Source organism: Micromonospora parva, from assembly GCF_000718515.1.
Classification (GTDB): Bacteria; Actinomycetota; Actinomycetes; order Mycobacteriales; family Micromonosporaceae; genus Micromonospora; species Micromonospora parva.
The window spans coordinates 301,303-323,702 of sequence record NZ_JNZS01000003.1; the positions used below are offsets into that span (position 1 = coordinate 301,303).

Annotated in this window: 21 protein-coding genes; 15 read left to right on the forward strand and 6 right to left on the reverse strand. The window is 71.2% G+C overall.

The genetic code is table 11. The features are described 5' to 3' along the window. Positions 1 to 12: 12 nt before the first annotated feature. Entirely contained in the window at positions 13 to 1,299 is a 1,287-nt protein-coding gene (locus tag IF22_RS0104525) for an ABC transporter substrate-binding protein (RefSeq protein WP_030328691.1), read from the reverse strand. A gap of 366 nt (positions 1,300 to 1,665) precedes the next feature. Here IF22_RS0104525 and IF22_RS0104530 point away from each other — a divergent pair, with 366 nt between their 5' ends. The 4 genes from IF22_RS0104530 to IF22_RS0104545 all read left to right on the forward strand — a co-directional run bounded on the left by IF22_RS0104530 (position 1,666) and on the right by IF22_RS0104545 (position 3,611). Beyond that, entirely contained in the window at positions 1,666 to 1,848 is a 183-nt protein-coding gene (locus IF22_RS0104530) for a DUF397 domain-containing protein (protein ID WP_030328693.1), read from the forward strand. A gap of 118 nt (positions 1,849 to 1,966) precedes the next feature. Next, complete coding sequence (locus tag IF22_RS0104535; protein WP_030328695.1) at positions 1,967 to 2,671, forward strand: VOC family protein; 705 nt, start codon at positions 1,967 to 1,969, stop codon at positions 2,669 to 2,671. A gap of 185 nt (positions 2,672 to 2,856) precedes the next feature. Next, entirely contained in the window at positions 2,857 to 3,288 is a 432-nt protein-coding gene (locus IF22_RS0104540) for a RusA family crossover junction endodeoxyribonuclease (protein WP_030328697.1), read from the forward strand. Between the two features lie 47 nt (positions 3,289 to 3,335). Beyond that, a complete protein-coding gene (locus IF22_RS0104545; RefSeq protein WP_030328699.1) occupies positions 3,336 to 3,611 on the forward strand; it encodes a hypothetical protein in 276 nt (91 codons plus the stop codon). A 14-nt stretch (positions 3,612 to 3,625) separates the two neighbouring features. On the opposite strand, the gene IF22_RS0104550 is transcribed toward IF22_RS0104545, so the two are convergent. Then, positions 3,626 to 4,411: a L,D-transpeptidase family protein gene (locus IF22_RS0104550; protein ID WP_167337271.1), complete on the reverse strand. Its 786-nt coding sequence runs from the start codon at positions 4,409 to 4,411 to the stop codon at positions 3,626 to 3,628. Between IF22_RS0104550 and IF22_RS34900 the strand changes: the two genes are divergently transcribed. Further along, complete coding sequence (locus tag IF22_RS34900; RefSeq protein ID WP_156057313.1) at positions 4,410 to 4,571, forward strand: hypothetical protein; 162 nt, start codon at positions 4,410 to 4,412, stop codon at positions 4,569 to 4,571. The two genes, IF22_RS0104550 and IF22_RS34900, sit on opposite strands and share 2 nt — an antisense overlap. A 251-nt stretch (positions 4,572 to 4,822) precedes the next feature. Here IF22_RS34900 and IF22_RS0104555 read toward each other — a convergent pair whose 3' ends face one another. Both IF22_RS0104555 and IF22_RS0104560 read right to left on the reverse strand, forming a co-directional pair. After that, positions 4,823 to 5,533, reverse strand: coding sequence for an HAD family hydrolase (locus IF22_RS0104555; protein ID WP_030328703.1), 711 nt, complete (start codon positions 5,531 to 5,533; stop codon positions 4,823 to 4,825). A gap of 97 nt (positions 5,534 to 5,630) precedes the next feature. Next, positions 5,631 to 6,209 (reverse strand): TetR/AcrR family transcriptional regulator, encoded by a 579-nt coding sequence (locus tag IF22_RS0104560; RefSeq protein WP_030328705.1) that lies wholly within the window; start codon positions 6,207 to 6,209, stop codon positions 5,631 to 5,633. A 179-nt stretch (positions 6,210 to 6,388) separates the two neighbouring features. On the opposite strand from IF22_RS0104560, the gene IF22_RS0104565 reads away from it, so the two are divergent. Continuing rightward, positions 6,389 to 7,606, forward strand: a complete 1,218-nt coding sequence (locus tag IF22_RS0104565) for a low temperature requirement protein A (RefSeq protein ID WP_036410766.1) — start codon at positions 6,389 to 6,391, stop codon at positions 7,604 to 7,606. A gap of 12 nt (positions 7,607 to 7,618) precedes the next feature. Here the strand turns inward: IF22_RS0104565 and IF22_RS0104570 are convergent, their stop codons facing one another. Continuing rightward, on the reverse strand, positions 7,619 to 8,602 hold the full coding sequence (locus tag IF22_RS0104570) for an RNA polymerase sigma-70 factor (RefSeq protein WP_374224260.1): 984 nt from the start codon (positions 8,600 to 8,602) through the stop codon (positions 7,619 to 7,621). A 91-nt stretch (positions 8,603 to 8,693) separates the two neighbouring features. Between IF22_RS0104570 and IF22_RS0104575 the strand changes: the two genes are divergently transcribed. The 3 genes from IF22_RS0104575 to IF22_RS0104590 all read left to right on the forward strand — a co-directional run bounded on the left by IF22_RS0104575 (position 8,694) and on the right by IF22_RS0104590 (position 10,549). Further along, a complete protein-coding gene (locus IF22_RS0104575) occupies positions 8,694 to 9,077 on the forward strand; it encodes a DoxX family protein (protein WP_030328711.1) in 384 nt (127 codons plus the stop codon). A gap of 27 nt (positions 9,078 to 9,104) precedes the next feature. Further along, the gene (locus tag IF22_RS0104580; protein ID WP_156057315.1) at positions 9,105 to 9,494 is read left to right on the forward strand and encodes a hypothetical protein; all 390 of its coding nucleotides are present in this window, start codon (positions 9,105 to 9,107) and stop codon (positions 9,492 to 9,494) included. Between the two features lie 164 nt (positions 9,495 to 9,658). After that, positions 9,659 to 10,549 (forward strand): hypothetical protein, encoded by an 891-nt coding sequence (locus IF22_RS0104590; RefSeq protein ID WP_156057317.1) that lies wholly within the window; start codon positions 9,659 to 9,661, stop codon positions 10,547 to 10,549. 368 nt (positions 10,550 to 10,917) lie between these two features. On the opposite strand, the gene IF22_RS0104595 is transcribed toward IF22_RS0104590, so the two are convergent. Beyond that, the gene (locus tag IF22_RS0104595; RefSeq protein ID WP_030328720.1) at positions 10,918 to 13,623 is read right to left on the reverse strand and encodes an MGH1-like glycoside hydrolase domain-containing protein; all 2,706 of its coding nucleotides are present in this window, start codon (positions 13,621 to 13,623) and stop codon (positions 10,918 to 10,920) included. Between the two features lie 42 nt (positions 13,624 to 13,665). On the opposite strand from IF22_RS0104595, the gene IF22_RS0104600 reads away from it, so the two are divergent. From IF22_RS0104600 to IF22_RS0104625, 6 genes are all read left to right on the forward strand, one after another. Next, a complete protein-coding gene (locus IF22_RS0104600; RefSeq protein ID WP_030328722.1) occupies positions 13,666 to 15,609 on the forward strand; it encodes an amylo-alpha-1,6-glucosidase in 1,944 nt (647 codons plus the stop codon). 137 nt (positions 15,610 to 15,746) lie between these two features. Then, complete coding sequence (locus IF22_RS0104605) at positions 15,747 to 17,081, forward strand: glycosyltransferase family 4 protein (protein WP_036410767.1); 1,335 nt, start codon at positions 15,747 to 15,749, stop codon at positions 17,079 to 17,081. Between the two features lie 83 nt (positions 17,082 to 17,164). Further along, positions 17,165 to 18,835 (forward strand): serine/threonine-protein kinase, encoded by a 1,671-nt coding sequence (locus IF22_RS0104610; protein WP_030328727.1) that lies wholly within the window; start codon positions 17,165 to 17,167, stop codon positions 18,833 to 18,835. Between the two features lie 119 nt (positions 18,836 to 18,954). Then, on the forward strand, positions 18,955 to 20,580 hold the full coding sequence (locus IF22_RS0104615) for a serine/threonine-protein kinase (RefSeq protein WP_036410768.1): 1,626 nt from the start codon (positions 18,955 to 18,957) through the stop codon (positions 20,578 to 20,580). A 103-nt stretch (positions 20,581 to 20,683) separates the two neighbouring features. After that, on the forward strand, positions 20,684 to 21,493 hold the full coding sequence (locus IF22_RS0104620; protein WP_030328731.1) for a metal-dependent hydrolase: 810 nt from the start codon (positions 20,684 to 20,686) through the stop codon (positions 21,491 to 21,493). Beyond that, positions 21,490 to 22,398, forward strand: a complete 909-nt coding sequence (locus IF22_RS0104625; protein ID WP_030328734.1) for an amidohydrolase family protein — start codon at positions 21,490 to 21,492, stop codon at positions 22,396 to 22,398. Before IF22_RS0104620 ends, IF22_RS0104625 begins: the two co-directional genes overlap by 4 nt. The last annotated feature ends 2 nt before the right edge of the window (positions 22,399 to 22,400 follow it).

Consider the following 22,400-nt stretch of genomic DNA (forward strand, 5'->3'; position numbering starts at 1 on the left):
CACTCCGAGCGCTCACGGCAGGACCCCCTTCGACTGGAGGGCGTCGGCGATGGCGTCGCGCAGCTCGTCGGCGGTCTGCTGCGGGCTGATCCCGGACGGCGGCGACAGGATCGCCGACATCACCGTGGAGATGCTCTGGTAGGCGGGGGTCAGCGGACGCGTCGCCGGCTCTTTCAGCTCCTCCAGGATGGTGTCCTTCATCGGGTACGCCTCGGTCATCTCCGGGTCGTCGAAGACCGCCTCGATGGTGGGCGGAACGCCGTCGTTGATGGCGGAGAACTTCTGGTGCTCGGCGCTGCGGATGCACCGGGCCGCCTCGAAGGACTGCTCGGGGTGCTTGGAGTAGGAGCTGACCGCCAGGTTGACCCCACCGATGGTGACCTTGCTGGGGGTGCCCTCGTCGATGCCCGGGATCCGAGCCCAGCCAACCTGCTTGGCCAGCTCCGGGTTCGCCTCCTGCAAAGCCGGGTAGACGAACGGCCAGTTCACCTGGAACGCGCCGGCGCCGGACTGGAACTCCAGCCGGACCGGGTCCTCAGTGGCGTTGCTGAACGACGGCGACGTCACGCCCGACGTGGCGAACTTCTTCAGCTGCTCCAACGCCCGGACGGTGCCCTGGTCCATCACGGCCTTCGTACCGTCGTCGTTGAGGATCTTCCCGCCGGCGCTCTCGGCGAGGGTGTTGTAGAGAACGACCAGGCCCTCGTACTGGGCGCCCATGGTGAGCACCTGGTACGGCTTGCCCTGCTCCTTGAGCTGCTGGGCGGCGCTGATCATCTGGTCCCAGGTGGTCGGCGGCTGCGGCACCAGGTCCTTGCGGTACCAGAGCAGCTGGACGTTGGTGTTCTTCGGTGCCGCGTACAGCTTGTCCTCGTACCGGGCGGTGGCCAGCGGTCCGGCGAGGGTGCCCTGCTCGACCTCGGCCTTGTCCTGGCCGGTCCACTCGCGGATCCAGTCGGCGCTGGCGAACTCCTGGGTCCAGGTGACGTCCAGCCCGAGCAGATCCATCCCGCTGTCCTCGGCGGCGAGCCGGCGCACCATCTGCACCCGCTGGTCGTCGGCCTGCCGGGGCAGCACCCGGTAGGCGATCTCGTACCGCCCCTGGGCCTGCGCGTTGCAGTCGTCGACGACCTTCTGCAGGTTCTGCTCGGGCGGGTAGTACAGGTTGATCGTCGGTGGGCCACCCGCGTCGTCGGCGCCGCACGCGGCCAGCGGCGCGACGAGTGCCAGCGCGGCAGCCGCCGCGCCCAGCCGAACAACCGGCCGGCGTCGGTGTCGAGCCGTGTCGGGGTCCGTCATCGCCCTCCCCCTCTCCTCGGCGAAAGACCGGGGAAGGGCATCCGTGCCCCGGCGCACGGCGAGCCGACTCCGAGCCGGCAAGCTGCGGAAACGCCGGCGCGGAGGCTCTGTAGCGGCTACTCTGCCCCAGCTGTGAAGCCGCGAAACCTGGCTGTCAGAGCGAGAGCCCGGCCGCCTCTGCCGGCGCCGCCACCAGGTGCGTGATCAACTCGACTTCCTGAAAGTCGGGCCATCACCGCACCAGGGAAGCCTCGCTTTTCTGAAAGCCGAGTCGATCACGCGGGGGGACGGCGCTCCCGTGCGGAACGAGGTGCTCCCCCGCCGGCAGTCAACCGAGCTGATCAAGGAAGCGGCGAAGTCATGGGCATGCTGACCCCCCAATGGCGCAAGTCGACCCGGTCCGGCGGCAACGGCGGGTCCTGCGTCGAAGTCGCCGACAATCTGCCGAACGTGGTGCTGGTGCGCGACACCAAGGACCGCGACGGCGGCACTCTGCACGTCGACCCGGCAGCCTGGAAGGCGTTCGTCGCCTACGCCAGGCAGCACTGAACGCGAACTCGGAGATCTTGGACAGTTTCCGTCCGGGCAGAACGGAAACTGTCCAAGATCTACTCTGAAAGGTCTCGCGACCGCCGGCAGTCGCGCCCGGACCAGGCATGCTGGAACCATGCTGGCCCGTTTCAAGGATCTCTGTCTGGATGCCAACGACGCGCTGGCGCTCGGCGCCTTCTGGGCCCGGATACTCGACGGTGACGTGGCTGACGCCGGTGACGGCGACACCCGGGTGGACCCGCGCTCCGCGCGCTCGGACGCCGAGTCGATCTGGGTGAACAGGGTGCCCGAGCCCCGGGTCGGCCGGACCCGCGTACACCTGGATCTGCGGTTGGCCGACGCGGACCCGGCGGCGCTGCTCGCGGAGGGCGCCCGGCTGGTGCGCGAGCCGGACGACGACGCCGGCCGGTGGGTGCTGGCCGACCCCGACGGCAACGAGTTCTGCGCCCTCGCGGCCGACGCCAACAGCCACCCGGGCCCGTTCCAGCTGGTGGTGGACGCGCTCGACCCGGCCGCCCAGGCGATGTGGTGGGCCGGCGTGCTCGGCGGCACCGTCGAGTACGGGCCGACCGAAGCGGCGGTGCTCGGGGCCGCGGGCCTGCCCTGGGAGCGCTTTGTCTTCGACGGGGTGAGCGAGCCCAAGACGGTCAAGAACCGCATGCACTGGGACGTCGAGTTGGCCGACCCGGAGCCGACGGCGCTGATCGCGGCGGGCGCGACGCTGCTGCGGGAGCCGCTCGACGAGGCGCACTGGTGGTGGGTGCTGGCCGACCCGGAGGGCAACGAGTTCTGCGCCTTCGCACCAGAGCGCACCGGGTGAACCACCGACTACCGAGCGCGGGCGTCGTCGGCTAGCGTTTTCCTAGCGCCGCAGCCGGCGCGTTCGCCGCCGCCGTCGACACGCCTCCGGCCGACCCACGCCTGCCCGATCGGTTGGTAATCGCGGGAACGTCCCACCCCCGCTCCCCCGGTTCGGCAGGATCGTCCCAACGAGGAGGTGCCGTCGTGCAGGACACCCGCGCTCTCGCCCTGACATTCGAGGTGAGCGGCCTGCCACCGGTCAAGACCGAAGCGTTGTCCATCTTCGCCGCCGGGCATCGGCAGGCGACGAGGGTCCGCACCCTGCTCCAGGCCGCCCTCGGCGCGGCCCAGCGCACCGGCTGGACGCCGTTGCCCGGGCCGATCGAGGTGGACCTGGTGTTGCGCTGCCCGCCCGGGCACCGTACGTCCGACGCCAGCACCCTGCTCGGCGGCGTCTGCGCGGTGTTGCAGGACAAGAAGCGGGTGTCGAGCATCGGCCTCACCCACCTCGGCGTCCTGGTGGACGTCGCCCTCTACGACGACGACCGGCAGATCCGCCGGTTGTCGTACCACGAGGAGCCGGCGGAGGACTTCTCATACCAGGTGCGGGTCGCCGCCGTACCGAACGGGGTTTGACCGGCGTTCGCGGTGGGGTACCGCGGACGCCGACGAAGGGAGCACCGATGTCGGAGCCACATGTCACGCTCGACCCCCGCGGGCTCGACCCTGTGCAGCAGAAGCTGCGCGGCCCGCTGGAAGAGCAGCTCACCTCGGCGCTTCAGGCGGCCACCGACCGGGTCCGCGCCGACTACGCGGGCGAACCGGTGGAACAGGTCTGCCAGCGACTGCTGGAGGAGACCCGCTCCGGGTTGCACCCCGACATCGCCGCCGGGTTCAACCCGGACATGGACGAGTTCTGCCGGGTGGCGGTGGCGATCGTCCGGCGCGAGGCCGACTGAGCCCTCAGCGCCGGTCAGTACCGGCCGAGCTGGGCGTACGGGCTGAGCACGATGCGCGGTGACAGCGCCGGGTTCAGCCAGTTGAGCACGGCGACCAGGTGCCCGTGCGCGAGCGAGACGCAACCAGCAGTGGCGTTGCCGGCGCTGGTGCTGAACTGGTGCAGGAAGATCCCGCTGCCCTTGTTCGGCACCGGCTTCGGCACGTTCGGCGCCATGTTGTAGGTGATCACCGCGAAGTGCGTGTACGCGGGAACCTCCTGCCACAGTGCCTCGCTGGCCCCGCCCGGGTTGGTCGCACTGTGCTGGAAGGTGTTGTAGAGCGACGACGACGGGTTCTCGTTCCACCAGTCGCCGCTGACCAACCGGTGGTAGGGGTATCGCACGCCCGGGTTGGCGGCGATGCCGTACATGGTCTGACCGATCGAGTAGACGCCGGTCGGCGTGGTCGGCACCCCCTCCACGTGGTTGTCGCTGAAGCCCTTCGAGCCGATCCGGGCGGGCAACGGCGCCGAGACCGGCTGCCAACCGATGCGGGCCCGCACGAACGTCTCCACTGTGGCGTAGGTGGTGGTGTAGCTGCTCGCGCCGACGATGATCACCTGCTTCGTCTCCGTCGGCAGCGTGGTCAGCGCGCTGGCCCGGTTCTGGCGCTGCCGCCCCGGCCACTGTCGCTGCGTCGGGTCCGTGCCCCAGCCCGGCCGCAGCGGCCCGCCCGCACCGATCGCGGGCGCGGCCGGGGCGAGCACGGTCGGGGCGGCCAGACCTGCCGCCACACCGAGGAGGAAAGATCTGCGCTTCATGCCCGCCATCCTGACAGTCGAACGGACCGGCGGCCCGCCCCCACGCGCCACTGTCGACGAATTCGCGGGCGGTCAGGACCGGGTCCGCAACTACCCGGCCCTGACCCCCGGCCGTCCGACAGGGGAGCGGACAGCTCCGGCACCCGCCGCGCGGGCGTGACACGACGCCGCGCGCCACAACGGGGTGAGCCGGCCCACTCCGCACTCAGCTCCACGGTGCTCACCCGCCGAACGCCGACGCGCCCCCGGCACACCCCGAAAGGCCGTGAGCGCCGGACCAGGTTAGGTGGGCTCCGACCGGCCGGACAAGCCGCGTCGAACGACCGGGGGCAGGACTTATCCCACTGTGAAAATCGGGCAGGTCGGCGTAACACGACCATGATCGCGGACGCTGTTGGGATTCCCGGACGGTCAGAAGTGCCGCAGCAGGTCACGGAACGCGGCGAGCCGCAGCACCCCGTCGTCGGTCGGGTCCAGCTCGTCGTCCTCCAGCACCCACGTGTTCGCGTTCGGGATGAACACCGCGTTCAACCCGGCCGCCCGCGCCGGCAGGATGTCGGACTTCGGGGAGTTGCCGATCATCCACGCGCCGGCCGGCGCGAAGCCGTGCTCCCGAGTGAGCCACCGGTACGTGTCGACGTTCTTCTCGGCGACGATGTGCGCGGCCCCGAAGTGGTGCAGCAGGCCGCAGGCGTCCAGCTTGCGTTGCTGCTCCTCCTGGTCACCCTTGGTCAGCAGCAACAGCTCGTGCCGGCCGGCCAGGTCGTCGAGCGCGTCGGCCACCCCGGGCATCAGCTCCACCTGGTGCTCGACGAGGGCCACCGCCAACCGGTCGATCTCCTGGCGTTCGCTTTCGGTGGCCGGTCGCTCGCGCAGCCGCTCCAGACACTCGGCCAGACTGCGCAGGAAGACCTTGCTGCCGTACCCGTGCGCCACCGCGTTGGCCCGTTCGATGTCGTCGAGGACGGCCCGCAGCTCGGCCCGGTCCAGGGTGGGATGGTCCAGCCAGCCCAGGAAGTCGTCGATCACCCGCTCGAAGACCACGTTGTTCTCCCACAACGTGTCGTCCGCGTCGAAGATCAGCACCTGCGCGTCCCGCCGTGCCCCCGCACCGACCGTCATGCCATCCCCTCCCCGCGCCCACCGCCCGGCAGGCCGAGGGACAGGGTAGGCGGCCGACACCCGGCAGAGCCCATGGTTTTCCGCCCGGCGGGCGTGGTCACGGCCACCGCAGCAACCGTTGGGCGATCAACGCCTCGCGGTCCTCCTGCCCCTCGGGTCGGAGCCGGCCACCACGGGTGAGCATCACCACGCCGTGCAACAGGCTCCAACCCACCTCGGCGAGGGTGTCCGGGTCCCGGCCCTCGGCCAGCGGGGTCAGGGCCGCCCGCAGCTCCGCGAAGACCGCCCGTGGCGCGGCCGGCACACCATCCGCGCCGAGGGCCAGGTCGGGGGTCAGCGCGAGCATCGCGTCATAGACCTCAGGATTCGTGTACGCGAAGTCGAGGTACGCGGTAGCGACGGCCGGCCAGACCCCGTCGGGGCTGCCGACGCTCTCCGCGTGCGCCTCGGCCAGATCGGCGGCCAGATCGGCGAAGGCACACACGGCGACGGCGGCGATCAGCGCCTCCAGGTCGGCGAAGTGCCGGTAGATGTCACCCATGTCGATCGCGGTCCGTTCGGCGAGCCGGCGGGTGGTCACCCCCGACCAGCCCTCCGACTCGGCCAGTTCCCGCGCGGCCGTGACGATGCGGTCACGCCGGTCCTGTTCAGCGGCCTTCTCGGCAGGTCCGGGCACGCACCCGAGCGTAAGGGCGCACACCCGTCGTAGCGGTCGGGTGACGGATTGGTGACTGTTGTGGTTGGCCGGACGCCTCCCGTCCCGTGCCACCGCCGCCGTCCTGGCTCGTTAGGTGAGGAGATCACCACGACGGGAGGGCACGTGGTCGTCCGGGGGCACCGACGCGTGGCGCGACGATGAGGAGCGCCAGCGACGTCCGGCTGCTCCGCGACGACGCCACCCGGCAGCGCGCGACCTTCCTGGAACTCTTCCTCGACCTGGTCTTCGTCTTCGCCCTCACCCGGATCTCCGCGCGGCTGATCGTCGACTTCACCGACGGCCACCGCGGCGTGTACGCGGGCCTCGGCCAGGCTCTGCTGCTGTTCCTGGCGCTGTGGGCGGTCTGGTCGGTGACGGTCTGGTCGACCAGTTGGCTGGACCCGGACGCCCCGATCGTCCAGACCGTCATCATCATGACGTTGGTCGGTGCCATGACGATGGCCGTCGCCGTGCCCGACGGCTTCGGCGCGCGGGCTTCCCTCTTCGCCATCACCCTGGTGACCCTCCAGATCGGCCGGGTGGTGTTTTTCCACCTCGCCGGGCACGGCCGGCCGGATCCCCACCAGTCCATCCGGATCCTGTTCTGGTTCGGCCTGAGCACACCGCTCTGGGTCGGCGGCGGGCTGGTCACCGACGGCACCGTCCGCGGGGCACTCTGGACGCTCGCCGTGCTGATCGACTACACCGGGCTGTTCCTCGGCTGGCCGACGCCCCGGCTCGGCGCGCGACGGATCGGCGTCCAGATGATCGCGGCCGAGCACCTGGCCGAGCGGTACCAGCAGTTCCTGCTCATCGCTCTCGGCGAGGCGATCTTCGTCATCGGGCTCGCCTTCAGCGGCAGCGAGTTCCACACCGACCAGACGGGTGGGTTCGTCCTGGCGCTGGCGAGCACCGTCCTGCTCTGGCGGATCTACTTCCACGTGGCGGGCGGAGTGTTGGGCGCGGCCGTCGACCGCTCCGGCGACCCGGCGCGGCTGGCGACCGGCATGGCGTTCGCCCACATGGTCATGATCGCGGGAATCGTGCTGACCGGCGTCGGCTTCGAGTTGTTCATCACCGAACCGCTCGGGCACCTCCCGGCGGCCTGGCTCATCGCCATCCTCGGCGGCCCGGCGCTCTTCCTCACCGGGCGTTCCACCCTCGAATACCAGGTCTTCGCCCGGGTGTCCCGGTCCCGGCTGGCCGGCCTGCTGGCCCTCGGCCTGCTGGCCCTCGGCCTGCTGGCACCGGCGGCACCGCACCTCCAACCGCTCACCGCCGGCGCGGTCGCCGCCGTGGTGCTGCTCGGCGTCGCCGCGGCGGACACCCGACGCTCACGCCGCCGTCCCGCGGAGACACCCGCTCCCCCGTACTAGCCGCAACGGCCGTCAACGGCACAGCGTGGTCGCCCGCCGCATGTGGGACAGCTTCTCCGGGTTACGCACCGCGTAGAGCGCGGTGATCACACCATCGTCGACGCGCAGCGTGACCACCGAGTCGATCTCGCCGTCGAACCGGAGGACCAACGCCGGGTAGCCGTTGACCTCGGCGGGTCGCAACGACATGGCGGCCACCTGGACCTTCCTGCTGGCCAGCAGCCGGGCCACCTTGTCGGCCCCGCTGACCGGCCGCAGCAGCGCCTGTTTGATCCCGCCTCCGTCGCCGAGGAGCACGACATCCGGCGCGAGAACGTCGAGCAGGCCCTGCACGTCGCCGACCTCGACGGCCCGTCGGAACGCGTCCAGCGCCCGCCGGGCGTCCGCCGGGGAGACCATCCCCCGGGGCCGGCGCGCCGCGACGTGCGTTCGTGCCCGGTGCGCGATCTGACGGACGGTGGCTGGGCTCTTGTCGACCGCCTCGGCGATCTCGTCGTACGCCAGGTCGAAGACCTCGCGGAGGACGAACACCGCACGCTCGGTCGGCGCGAGTGTCTCCAGCACCAGCATCATCGCCATCGAGACGCTCTCGGCGAGTTCGACGTCCTCGGCGACGTCGGGCGCGGTCAACAGTGGCTCCGGCAACCAACTGCCGACGTAGGACTCCCTGCGCCGGCCGACCGCCCGGAGCCGGTTGAGCGACAGCCGGGTGGTGATCCGGACCAGGTAGGACCGCTGGTCCCGCACCGCCGGAAGATCCACGTCCGCCCACCGCAGCCAGGTCTCCTGGAGTACGTCCTCCGCGTCGGCGGCCGAGCCGAGCATCTCGTAGGCGACCGTGAAGAGCAGGTTTCGGTGGGCAACGAACGCGTCGACAGCGGGCTGCCCGCTGCCGTCCGCGCTGATGATTCCGCCCTCGGCGTCCATGCGTCCTCCAGTCTCGTCGATCTCGGCCGCCTCGCCCACCAGACACCGGCCGCCCACCTCCTGTGACACCCGACGCCGGTGCTCCTCGTCACTCGGGGCGGGTTGTCACAGCGCACCGGCCGGCGGTGTCTCCTGTGCGAACCGACGAGGAGGAAATCTCATGAATCTGGCTCTGTGGATCGCGGCCGGACTGCTGGCCGCGTTGGCCCTGGCCGGCGGCATCACCAAGACGTTCGTACCCAAGGAGAAGTTGGCGGCGGCCAACGGCGGAGGGTGGACCGACGGTGCCAGCGTCGGCTTCGTCAAAACCCTCGGGGTCCTCGAACTCCTGGCCGCGGCCGGTCTGATCCTGCCCGCCGTGCTGGACGTCGCACCGGTGCTGGTGCCGGTGACCGCCATCTGCTGGATGGTGCTGATGGTCGGCGCGATGATCACCCACCTGCGTCACGACGAGGCCAGGTTCATCGTGCTGAACCTGGCCTACCTCGCGGTCGCCGCCTTCGTCGCCTGGGGCCGTCTCGACTCCTCGCCCTTCACCGGCTGACCGACCTCGTCCCGCTACCCTCACCCGATGAGTTCGCGGACCGCGCTGAGGAGACGAACGAAACACGCTCTGGTGGCCGTGTCCGTCACGCTGAGCCTGCTGTCCTGCCTGTGGGTTCTGTCCTTCGTGTGGTTGCAGATGTTCAAGACTGAGGGAGAGTTGCCACCGACGTCGCGGATGCCGCAGGTGCCGGCTGGAGCAAAGGTCACCGACGAGGGCATGGAATGCGCCTCCGGTGGGTGCTGGCGAACGATCACCGTGGTGCCAGCGGCGGGCCAGTCCTCAGCGGACCTGGCACGGGAGATGGGTCTCTCCAAGGAGCTGATCCTGCCGCCGACCCTCTTCGACCCCGCGTCTGTCTACGTGGGGGCCCACCCGGAAGACGGCGAGCTGATCGTCCACATCGGCTATCGGTGAGCGCCGCGACAGGACGCGCCGGCTGACGATCCGGCACGCGGGTCGGTGCGGCGACACTTGTGCCCGAGCTGCGAGAAGCGAGATCATCACGCATGATCGATCCCTCGCCCGAGGACGACGGGACTCCAGCTGCCTCGCCTCACCTCTCAAGGAGACACAGCCCCGTGAAGAAACTATCGAGCGTCGCGTCCGTGCTCGCCCTCTCCGTCGGTATCGCCATCGCCCCGGCGGCTACTGCCTCCGCCGCTACCGACCGGAGCGGCGCGGAACGGCTGAACATCCCGAACAGCAGTGCGTGCAAGGCCGGCCGTACTGTCATGCAGGGCATGGTGGCGGGGCCGGGCGGTCAGCTCTACATCATCTTCACGAAGGCGGCCGGCGCGGAGCCGGTCCTGTCCCGGTGGCTTCGTGACGGCTCGACCTGGGACGGCGCCAGCTGGGTCTGCGCCGGTGCCCCCACCTCCATCCCGACACTCGGCCACGGCAACGACCTCGCCTACAACGCGAACTATCTGGGGCAGGGTCCTGCCTTGATCGCCACCCAGGGAAGCCAGTCCGCATTCCTGAGCGACAAGGTGACAATCATTCGCCTGAACGCCAACGGAACCATCGGCACAACCAGCGAGGTGCGGCTGCCGATCGGCAACATCAGCGGCCTCTGCTACAGCGCGACGGCTGCCGGTGGAGCCGGCAAGTACGCGGCCCGCCGGTTGGGCAGTCTGTGGACCCATCCCGGCGCTGGCGCGCTCACCACTGGGTGGACGCTGGTCAAGAGCAACCTGACGAGTCACGACAATCGTTCGGACCAGGGCATCGACTGCTCCGAGAACTACATCTGGAACACCAAGTCGATCAACACCTCAACGCCCACCACCGGGTGGAACTGGGTGTACCAGTACAACTGGTCCGGGGGCGACGTGGAAAGTGACATCGGCGTCCCGGGCAACAACCTGACCGACGAGATCGAAGATGTCACCCACGTCGGCAGCGAGTTCTTCGTCGGCATCAACCGCAACGACGGGCTGGCCGACACCGTGAAGGTGCTCACCGAGTAGGCCCAAGCTGAACGGGGTGCGCCCGCACGCACCCGTGGCCGGGGGTCGCTGGGCGTGTCGCCTGGCGGCCCCCCGACGCGGGTCGCCCGTCGCCCGTCGCCCGTCATGATCGTGCTCGATCCTGGATCGAGTGGCCTCCCGGCGCCAGCGACACCACTACATCATGGATCGAGCACGATCATGCCCAACGCCAGCGGGGTTGAGGCCGGGTGGCCCAGCAAGATCCGTGCAACATCCCTGATGTTGCTGCCTCCGCAGCCCCTGACACAGCAACATCCGAGAAGTTGCGCAGATCTTGCCGGCAGGTGGGTGATACGGGGTGAGCAGGCGACAGGCGGGCAGGCGGGGCCGGGCGGGTGCGGGGGACGTCAGCGGCGCAACGTGAGGATCAGGTCGGCCACCAGGGCGGTCCAGCCGGTCTGGTGCCAGGCACCCAGGCCGGCCCCGTTGTCGCCGTGGAAGTACTCCGGGAAGGCGATCAGGTCCCGCCAGTCCGGGTGGGTCTGAAACAGCTGCGCGGCGCCGTAGATCGGGCGTCGACCCCAGTCGTCCTGGGTGAAGAGCGCGATCAGCCGGGCCGAGAGGTCGTCGGCGATCTCGTCCAGGGTGCGCTTCACACCGGAGCGGGTCGGGTACTCCACCTGGAGGTCGTCGCCGAAGAACGCCGCGTAGTCCCGCAACGCGCTGATCAGCAGGAAGTTCGTCGGCATCCAGATCGGACCACGCCAGTTCGAGTTGCCTCCGAACAGCCCGCTGGTCGACTCGGCCGGCTCGTAGCCGACGGAGAACTCCTGCCCGCCGAGGGTGACCGAGAACGGCTTGTCCAGGTGCGCGCGGGACAGCGTACGGAGGCCGAACTCGGAGAGGAACTCGTCGGGGTCGAGCATCCGGGCGAGCAGCCGGACCACCTGCTCCGGGCCGACCATTGACAACAGCCGCTGCTGCCGGCCGTCGGGGCCCAGCCGGCGGGTGCCAATCACCTGGGCGTACTCCGGGCGGTTGGTCAGGAACCAGCGCAACCGCGCGCCCAGCTCCGGCAGACGGTGCAGGGTCTTCGCGGTGAGCCGGGTGGTGGCGGCCAACGGCAGCAATCCGACCACCGAGCGGACCTTCAGCGGCACCTTCGTGCCGTCGGCGAGGCGCAGCACGTCGTAGAAGAAGGCGTCCTCCTCGTCCCACAACCCCTGCTCGTACGCGGCGGCGGCGATGTAGGCGAAGTGCTCGAAGAACTTGGTGGCGGTGTCCACCCAGGTCCGGTCGTGTTCGGCGAGCACGATCGCGATGTCCAGCAGGTTGAGGGCGTACATGCCCATCCAGCCGGTGCCGTCGGACTGCTCCAGCACACCGGCCACCGGCAGCGCCGCCGAGCGGTCGAACGGCCCGACGTTGTCGAGCCCGAGGAAACCGCCCTCGAAGACGTTGTTGCCGCCGGTGTCCTTGCGGTTGACCCACCAGGTGAAGTTGATCAGCAGCTTGTGCATCACCCGGGCCAGGAAGTCGTGGTCCCGGCTGCCGTCGATCTCGAACACCTTCAGCGCCGCCCAGGCGTGCACCGGCGGGTTCACGTCACCGAACGCCCACTCGTACGCCGGGATCTGGCCGTTGGGGTGCAGGTACCACTCGCGGAGCAGGAGCAGCAGCTGCTCCTTGGCGAAGCTCGGGTCGACCCGGGCGATGCTCACGCAGTGGAAGGCCAGGTCCCAGGCCGCGTACCAGGGGTATTCCCACGGGTCGGGCATGGAGATGACGTCGAAGCTGGTCATGTGCCACCAGGCGCTGTTGCGCCCGTGCCGACGCCCGGCCGGCGGCGTGGAACCCGGGTCGCCTTCCAGCCACCGCTTGACGTCGAAGTGGTAGAACTGCTTGCCCCACATCAGCCCGGCGATGGCCTGCCGGGCGACCAGCGCCTCGTCGGGGGTGGCGGCCGGCGGGATCACCCCGGCAAAGAACCGGTTCGCCTCGGCCCGTCGCGCCCACACCACTGCCTCGAAGCCCTCGCTGAGGTCGGCCGGGGGCGGCGGCGCGGCGGCCGGCGGCGACGCGGTACGGGTGAGCCGCAGCCGGATCTGGCGCTGCTCGCCGGCCGGCACGTCGAGCACGTAGTGCAGTGCACCCTTGGTGCCCTCCCGGGCCGGGTTGACGGTGGCCGCGCCGTTGACGACGTGGTCGTTGATGCCGTCCTTCGGGTACTTCGACCGGCCGGGCAGGCCCCACAGCCGTTCGGCGTTGGTGTCGTTGTCACAGAGCAGTGGCACGGGGCCGCCGTCGCCCTCCAGCAGCAGTTGGCCGAGCACCCGGTGCTCGCCGACGAGCCGGGTGCCCTGGCCGGTGAGCCGGGGGATCCGGTCGCCACCGGGCAGGCCCCAGGACCAGGTGTTACGGAACCACAGGGTGGGCAGGACGTGCAGGGTCGCCGCCTGGTCGCCCCGGTTGGCGACGGTCACCACCATGCAGAGGTCGGTCGGGGACGCCTTGGCGTAGTCGACGGTCACCGCCCAGTACCGGTCGTCGTCGAAGATCCCGGTGTCGACCAGCTCGTACTCGGTGTCGTCGCGGCCGCGCAACGCGTTCACCGCGACGAGTTCGTCGTACGGGAAGGCGGCCTGCGGGTAGTGGTAGCGCCAGCGCATCCAGGAGTGCGTGGGCGTGGAGTCCTCGTACCACCAGTACTCCTTGACGTCCTCGCCGTGGTTGCCGCCGTCGCCGCCGAGGCCGAACATCCGCTCCTTGAGGATCGGGTCCTTGCCGTTCCAGAGGGCGAGGGCGAAGGCGAAGGTCTGTCGGTCGTCGCAGACGCCGGCCATCCCGTCTTCATTCCACCGGTAGGCTCTGGACCGCGCGTGGTCGTGCGGGAAGTAGTCCCAGGCCGTACCGTGCTCGCTGTAGTCCTCCCGTACCGTCCCCCACGCCCGTTCGGACAGATAGGGACCCCATGCACGCCAGTCCTGCTCCCCCGAGTCGGCCTGGGCGAGCCGGAGCCGCTCAGCGTCGGGTGGCGAGGCGTCGGAGGACGATCGGTCAGTGATCACGTGCACATCTTTGACGTCGCCGCGGTACTTGACCACAGCGGCCATTCTCGTCGTGGCGTGTTACACCTTGCCGCCGGTGGAGGAAACTTGATCGACATTCACTTCGGCCCGCAGGTCTGCGGCGATCTGACCAGCGCCGCGAGCCGGGAGTGGCTGGTCCCCGACGGTCTCGGCGGCTACGCGATGGGCACTGTCGGCGGGCTGCGGACCCGTCGCTACCACGGTCTGTTGGTGGTTTCCGGCGAAACGCCGGCGTCCCGCCAGGTGGGACTGGTCAGTCTCGATCCGGCGGTCACACTGCCGTCCGGCACGCGGGTGCGCCTCGGCGCGCACGAGTGGGCCTCCGGTGACGTCGACCCGCGCGGCTTCGAGCTGTTGGAGCGCTTCGACCTGGTCGACGGGCTGCCCCGGTGGCGGTGGCGGATCGGCGACGTGGTGATCGAACGGGAGCTGGCCATGCTGCCCGGCCGCTCCTGTGTCGCGGTGGTGCACCGGCTGGTCGCCGGTGGCCCCGTCCGGCTGGAGCTGTCGGCCGCCTGCACCTGGCGGGACGCGCACGGCGAACGGCGGGCCGACGGCCCGATCCCCCAGGTCGAGGCGGTTGCCGACGGCGCGGTGGTCGAGGGCGCGTACCGGCTCGCCGGCCCGGGTTGGGCCCCCGAGGGGCAGTGGTGGCTGGGCGTGCACCACCGCGAGGAGGCCAACCGGGGGCTGCACCCGGACGAGGACGTCTGGTACGCGGGCCGTTTCTCCGGTGAGCTGGAACGCCCCGGTGACACCGTGTCGGTGCGGGCCTGGGCCGGTCGACTCGACGAGGAGCCGCCGCCGGCGACGGAGATCGTGGCGACGGCCCGACGGCGCAACCGGCAGGTGGTGGCGACGGCGAAGCCGGCCGACGACGTGGCGGCGACCCTGACGCTGGCCGCCGACGCGTTCGTGGTGCGCACCGAACACGCGGCGGTGGACGTGGTCGCCGGGTACCCGTGGTTCGGGGCCTGGTCGAGGGACACGATGATCTCGTACGAGGGGTTGTTCCTCTGCACCGGCCGCGCCGACGAGGGGCGGGACCTGCTGCGGGCGTACGCGGCGACGCTGTCCGAGGGGATGCTCGCCAACACCGCCGACACCGGTCGGGTGGAGTACAACACCGTCGACGGCACGTTGTGGTTCCTGCACGCGGTGAGTCGGCACGTCACCGTCACCGGCGACACCGACCTCGGCGACGCGTTGCTGCCCGCCCTGCACACGGTGATCGACGCTCATGTCGCCGGCACCCGGTACGGGATCCGCGTCGACCCGACCGACGGCCTGCTCACCCAGGGTGCCGCCGGCACCGCGCTGACCTGGATGGATGCCCGGGTGTACGGGGTGCCGGTCACCCCGCGTACCGGCAAGCCGGTCGAGGTCAACGCGTTGTGGATCAATGGCCTGGCCGGGCTCGCGGAGCTCACCGAGCTGGCCGGACGTAACGCCGACGGGCTGTGGCGACTCCACGCGCAGGCCACCGCCTCGTTCCGGGAGCGGTTCCCGGCGCCGACCGGGTGGTTGCACGACGTGCTGGACGCGCCCGCGCCGGCGTACCCGTTGGGTGGGGCGGCCCTGCACGACGACGACGCGTTACGCCCCAACCAGTTGCTGGCCTGGTCGCTGCCGTACGCGCCGATGGAGCCGGACGAGCAGACGCTGCGACGGGTGGCGGCGGGGCTGCTCACCCCGCTCGGGCCGCGCAGTCTCGCACCGGACTCCGCGGAGTTCGTGGGCCGGCACCGGGGTGGCCCGGCCGACCGGGACGGGGGCTACCACCAGGGCACTGTGTGGCCGTGGTTGCTCGGCCCGTACGTGGACGCCGCCCGCCGGGGGAAGATGTCCGTCGATGACGCATTCGTCGGCATTGAGTCCCATTTGATGGAATATGGGATAGGATCGGTGAGCGAGACGGCCGATGGCCTCGCGCCGCACACCGCCACCGGGTGCCCGTTCCAGGCATGGTCGGTGGCCGAGCTGCTGCGGGTGCGGCGAAAGAGCCAGTAGCGCTTTACACGACCGCAACGGTGGTGTCGCCGCTGGTTATCGCGATCCCGGCAGGATTGGCCCCGATCCAGACGCGACGGCGACATCGATTCCGGTGTCGGTCGGCGCGCGCCCGGGGACAACTCAAAGGGGGCCGCATGTCACTCGATGCCCACGTGATCGACATCAACCCCGCCCGACAGCTGCGGGTGCTGATGCTCTCCTGGGAGTACCCGCCGGTGCTCGTCGGCGGTCTCGGTCGACACGTGCACGCCCTCTCCGTCGCCCTCGCCGCCGCCGGCCACGAGGTCACCGTCGTCACCCGGCACAGCGACGGCGCGCCCCTGGAGGAGTACGCCGAGGGCGTACGCATCCTGCGCGCTCCCGAGGACCCGGTCACCTTCCCCCTCGCCACCAGCTCGCTGCTGGCCTGGACGATGGCCTTCAACCACACCCTCACCCGCACCGCGCTGCGCGCCACCGAAGCCGGCTCGTACGACGTCATCCACGCCCACGACTGGCTCGTCGCCCACACGGCCGTCACCCTCGCCGAGCACCTGGACCTGCCCCTGGTCACCACCATGCACGCCACCGAGGCCGGTCGGCACCAGGGCTGGCTGCCGGAGGAGATGAACCGCACCATCCACGGCGTCGAGCACTGGCTCAGCAATTCCTCCGTCCGGGTGATCACCTGTTCCGGGTACATGCGCGAGCAGGTGACCACGCTCTTCGACATGCCGGCCAGCCAGGTCGACGTGGTACCCAACGGGGTCGACGACCGGGCCTGGCGGGCCCGTCCCCGAGCTGTCGCGTCGGCCCGGGCGCGCTTCGCCGGGGACGGCCCGCTGGTCGGGTACGCCGGACGGCTGGTCTACGAGAAGGGTGTCCAGCACCTGGTGCACGCCGTACCCCGGCTGCGGGAGCGGCATCCGGGGCTGCGCGTGGTGATCGCCGGCGACGGCCCGTACCGCACCGAGTTGGAGGCGGAGGCTCGGCGGCTGGCGCTGAGTTCGACGGTCCGGTTCACCGGCTTTCTCGACGCCACCCAACTGCCGGCGATGCTCGGCGCCACCGACGCGACAGTGGTCCCCAGCCTCTACGAGCCGTTCGGCATGGTGGCGCTGGAGGCGGCGGCCGCCGGAGCACCCCTCGCCGTGGCCCGGACCGGGGGTCTCGCCGAGATCGTCGAACCCGGCGTGACCGGGGTGACGTTCCCGCACAGTGACCCGGACGCGCTCGCCGGCGCGGTCGGCCAACTGCTCGGCGACGAGGTCTTCGCCCGACGGCTGGCCCGGCGGGCCCGTACCATGGTCGGCGAACGGTACGGCTGGGCGACCATCGCGGCCCGCACCGCCGCCAGCTACGCCACCGCTCGGCGCGAGCACGGCCCCGTCCAGGCCCGCCGCGCCGCTGCCCGGCTGGCCGGGGGACGGACCCGGATCGCCATCCCGGAGGGGAATCTGCTGACCCGGGCCGACCCCGCCGCGTGCTGACGTACGTCGGATGACCTATAGGTGACTTCCGATCCGCTGGTTAGGGTGTAGCCCGAACAGCGGCTGAGGAGGAGCGTGCACAGGTGCTGATCGCCGGTCGGTACCGACTGCTCGACCTTGTGGGTCGCGGGGGCATGGGTCGGGTGTGGCGCGCCCACGACGAGATGCTGCACCGCGAGGTGGCGGTCAAGGAGATCGTGCCACCGAGTTGGCTTGACGATCGTGGCCGGGCCGAGGTGCGCCTGCGCACCATGCGGGAGGCGCGGGCGGCGGCCCGGCTCAACCACCCCGCCGTGGTCCGGCTCTACGACGTGGTCGCGGTCGACGACAGCCCCTGGATCGTGATGGAGTACGTCCCGTCCCGCACCCTCCAGGACGTCGTGGACGCCGAGGGGCCCCTGGAGCCCGCCCGCGCGGCCCGGATCGGTGTGGCCGTGCTCGACGCGTTGCAGGCCGCGCACAGCGCCGGGGTGCTGCACCGCGACATCAAGCCGCAGAACGTGCTCGTGGCGCACGACGGGCGGGTGATGCTCACCGACTTCGGGCTGGCCACCTTCGACGGTGGCGACGGCGCGATGACCCGCCCCGGCATGGTCCTCGGCTCCCCGCAGTACGTGGCCCCGGAGCGGGCCTCCGACGGGGTGTCCTCGGTGGCCGCCGACCTGTGGTCGCTCGGCGCGACACTGCACGCCGCCGTGGAGGGGCAGTCCCCGTACGCCCGCAGCACCGCGATGGCCACCCTGAGCGCGCTGGCCGCCGGTCCGCCGGACCCAGCCCCGCACGCCGGCGCGCTCGCGCCGGTGCTGCACGGGCTGCTCCGCCGCAACCCGGACGACCGCCTCGGCCACGACGCGGCCCGTCGGTTGCTCAGGACGGCAGCGGGCGGCCGGGCCGACCCACCGGCGGTGACCGACCGCCCCTCGGCCGACGGGCCGGCGTCGGGGGCGGTCGACCCGGGCACCGCCGCCGACGACCTCGACCCCACCATTCCGCTGCCCGACCCGGCCGACGAACCGGCCTCGACGGAAGCCGGTGGTGCCTCCCCCGCACCGGACCCGTCCGCCGCCGGGCGTACCGCGCGCCGGATGGCGGTGGTCGCCGTGGCGCTGCTGGTGGCCGTGGTGGCCGGCGTCGGCACCGCACTGACCGTCACCAGTGACAAGCCCGGCGACGTCACCGGGTGGTCCTCTCCGACGCCGGGCGCCGGGCCGCTCGGTCCCGGCCCGCTGCCGAGGGGACGCGGTGTTCCCCCACCCCCGTTCGCGTGTGTCCGCCCGGACATCGTCGGGACGCCCGTGCGGGCCGGCACTCCGAGCGCGGGCGACGGGTTCCAACCGCCGCCCGGCTGGATCTGGTACGCCGACGTCACCGGATTCCGGGTCTCCGTACCGGAGACGTGGTGGACCTCCCGCGACGGCACTGTGGTGTGCTTCCAGGACCCGGCGACCGGCCGGGCCTTCAGCGTCGCCGAGGGCGGCGCTGTCGATCCGCTGCAGCGGGTGCGCGCCCTCCGCGACAAGGCAGCCGCGGCGGGGGCCCTGCCCGGGTACGACGAGATCCGGCTCGCCACCGGCGACGGCGCCGCCGAGTGGGAGTGTCGCTGGGAGACACCGCACGGGCGGTGGCTGCGCGCCCGCCAGCAGACCCTCGGCGCCGACCGCTGGACGCTGGGTTGGATCACCTTCGACGAGGACTGGACCGGGGCCGCCGCCGACTGGGAAATGGTGCGAAAGAGTTTCCGACCACCCCGCTGACCTGCACCGTATGGCCATGATCCGGACCACCGTCCGGTCTGGATCGAGGCCGCACAGTGGATGAGAAAGCCGACATTGGTGGCTATCGTGGATCCCGGGGTGACCGAGGGGGAGCGACCGTGCATCAGTTGCTGATCGCGGGTCGGTACCGGCTGCTCGACCTGGTCGGCACCGGCGGAATGGGCCGGGTGTGGCTTGCTCGCGACGAGATGCTGCACCGCGACGTGGCGCTGAAGGAGGTCGTGCCGCCGTCCTGGCTGGCCGAGACCGAACGTGCGGAGTTGCGGCTGCGCACCCTGCGGGAGGCACGCACCGCCGCCCGGCTCAACCATCCCAACGTGGTCCGCCTCTACGACGTGGTGCACGACCGGGACAGCCCCTGGATCGTGATGGAGTACGTGCCATCCCGGTCGGTGCAGCAGATCATCAGCGCCGAAGGGCCACTGAGTCCGCCGCGCACCGCCCGGATCGGGTTGGCGGTGCTCGCCGCGTTGCGGGCCGCGCACGCCGCCGGAGTGCTGCACCGCGATGTGAAGCCGCACAACGTGCTCGTGGCCGACGACGGGCGGGTGATGCTCACCGACTTCGGGTTGGCCACCTTCGACGGCGGTGACGGCACGATGACCGGGCCCGGCACGGTGCTCGGCTCACCGCAGTTCGTCGCGCCGGAGCGGGCCCGCGAAGGGGTGTCCGACGCGCGTACCGACATGTGGTCGCTGGGCGCGACGCTCTACGCGACGGTCGAGGGGCAGTCACCGTACGCGAGGTCGAGCGCCATGGCGACGCTCAGCGCACTGGCCACCGAACCACCTGACCCGATGCGTCGGGCCGGCCCGTTGCGTCCCGTCCTCACCGGCCTGTTGCAGCGGGACCCCTGGCGGCGGCTGACCGCCCTCGAGGTGGAGCCGCTGTTGCGCAGCGCCGCGGCGAGCCCCGACGAGCCCGCCGCGCCGGCCCGGTCGGCGGCGGTCGCGGCGGTCCGCAGCGCCGGCCGGGCGAGCACGCCCCACCCGGTCGAACCGGCGCCTCCGTCGGACGAACCGGCGACGCAGACCCCGCGCCCACCGCGCCGGACCGTCCGGCGACGCCGCCTGATCGCCCTGGGCGGTGCGGCGGCGGCCCTGCTCGTCGCGGGCGGCGTCACGCTGGCCCTGGTCGATCGGCACGATGAGCGGACCCCACCGTCCGGCGCGGGTGGCGGCGCACCGACCCACCGGCCGGCGGCGTTCGCCTGCGCGTCGTCCCCGCCACCGTCGGCCACCCCGGTGGTGTCGGTGTCCCCGCCGGCCGACGCGAGATACCGGCTGCCCGAGGGGTGGACCTGGCACGACGACCCGACCGGGTTCCGGATCGCCGCGCCGGTGGGCTGGGCGCGCTGGACCGAAGGTCCGGTGACCTGCTTCCGCAGGTCCAGCGGGTCCCGGGTGCTCAGCGTCGAGGCGGGTCCGGCCCGCGCGGATCCGGTGGCGTACTGGAAGGCCGAGGAGTCGCGGTTGACCACGAGCGCGGCGTTGCCGGGTTATCGCAAGGTGGACATCTCCGCGATGGACATCTTCGAGGGCGGCGCGGTGTGGGAGTGCGGCTGGCTGAACGCCCTCGGCGTTGCGGTGCACAGTTTCCGGCTGCTGATCAACACGTCGGCGGGCCGCTCGTACACCGTCTCCTGGTTGACAGAAGAGTTCGACTGGCAGGTCAACGCGGCATACTTGCCGATGATCCGGCAGAGCTTCACCCCCACCCCGTAACTCCGTCCGATGTGGACCTGACGGGTGATGCCCCTGCGGCGCTGAGGCTGACTACAGTGGCGTAGTTTTGGGCGCTCAAGATCCTTGGGGAGGGTGAGCCGAGATGATGGGACCGCAACACGCGCTGTCCGGCGCGGCGGTGTGGTTGGCTGGCTCCTGGGCACTGGAGCAGTTCGCCGACTATCACCAGTCGCCGCTCGCGTTGGCGGTGGGCACCGCGGTGTGCGCCGGTGGCGCGCTCTTCCCCGACCTCGACATGTCGGGCAAGGTGACCAAGAACCAGGGTGGGGCCACCGTGGCCCGTACCTTCGGGGTCTTCTCGCTCTTCGCCGCCGAGGTGATGGAGAAGGTCTCCCTCGGGGTCTACTACGCCACGAAGCTCAGCAAGGATCCGCGCCGCAACAACGGACACCGGACGCTGACCCACACGCTGCCGTTCACCGTGCTGGTCGGCTGGGGCACCACCGCGCTCTGCGCCGCGTACGGCAAGTGGGCCGTCATCACCATCCTGTTCTTCATGTTCGGCCTGGCGCTGCGCGGGCTGTTCGATGAGTGGGCCGAGCGGGCCGGCTGGGTGATCATCACTCTCGCGTCGGCCGGGGCGGCCTGGTTCACCTACGCCAACCTGCCGGGCGGACGCGGCTATCCGCTGATCGGCACCGCGCTGGGCGTGGGCTGCTTCGTGCACATCCTCGGCGACATGATCACCCGTGCCGGCGTGCCGATCCTCTGGCCGATCCCGATCAAGCGGCGCATGTGGATGATGATCGGCCTGCCGAACCGCATCGCCCTGCGCGTCGGCAGCAAGGCCGAGGTGGTCGGCATGCGCATCGCGCTGACCGCCGTCTCGGCGCTCGCCACCGTCGGCCTGGTCGCGCCCTCGGTGCTGAGCCGATTCGACATCGAGATATGACCGGTCCGGCGCCGGTCGTCCCGCCGGTCGCCGACGAGCGCGTACCGGAGTTCTGCCGCGCGCTGGGGCTGCCGGGCCTCGCCGACGTGCACGTGCACTTCCTGCCGCCGCGACTGCTGCGTCGGGTGTGGGCCTACTTCGACGCCGCCGGGCCGCTGGTCGGCACCGAGTGGCCGATCCGTTACCGGTGGAGCGACGCCGACCGGGTCGCGCACCTGCGCCGGCTCGGGGTGCGGGCGTTCAGCGCGCTGGCGTACGCGCACCGGCCGGGCATGGCGGCCGACCTCAACCGCTGGACGCTGGACTTCGCCCGCGACACCCCGGGCTGCCTGGCCTCGGCCACGTTCTACCCGGAGCCGGAGGCCCCCGCGTACGTCGAGGCGGCCCTCGCCGAGGGTGCCCGGCTGTTCAAGCTGCACCTGCAGGTCGGCGGTTTCGCACCGACCGATCCGGCACTGGACCAGGTGTGGGGAATGCTGTCGGACGCGGGTGTGCCGGTGGTGGTGCACGCCGGGCACGCCCCGGTGGGCACCGCCCACACCGGCCCGGACCCGTTCGCCGCCCTGCTCGCCCGCCACCCTCGGCTGACCGCCGTGGTGGCGCACCTGGGCGCCCCGGACTACCGGGCGTTCCTGGACCTCGCCGAGACGTACGAGCGGGTTCGGCTGGACACCACAATGGCGTTCACGCCCTTCTTCGACCAGTTCGTCCCCTTCCCCGCCGACGAGTTGCCCCGGTTGCGGGAGCTGGGGCTGGCCGGCAAGGTGCTGCTGGGCAGCGACTTCCCGAACATCCCGTACCCGTACGCCGATCAGGTGGCCGGGCTGGCCCGGCTGGACCTGGGCGACGACTGGCTGCGCGCGGTCTGCTGGGACAGCGCCGCCGCCCTCTTCGACCTCGCCTGACC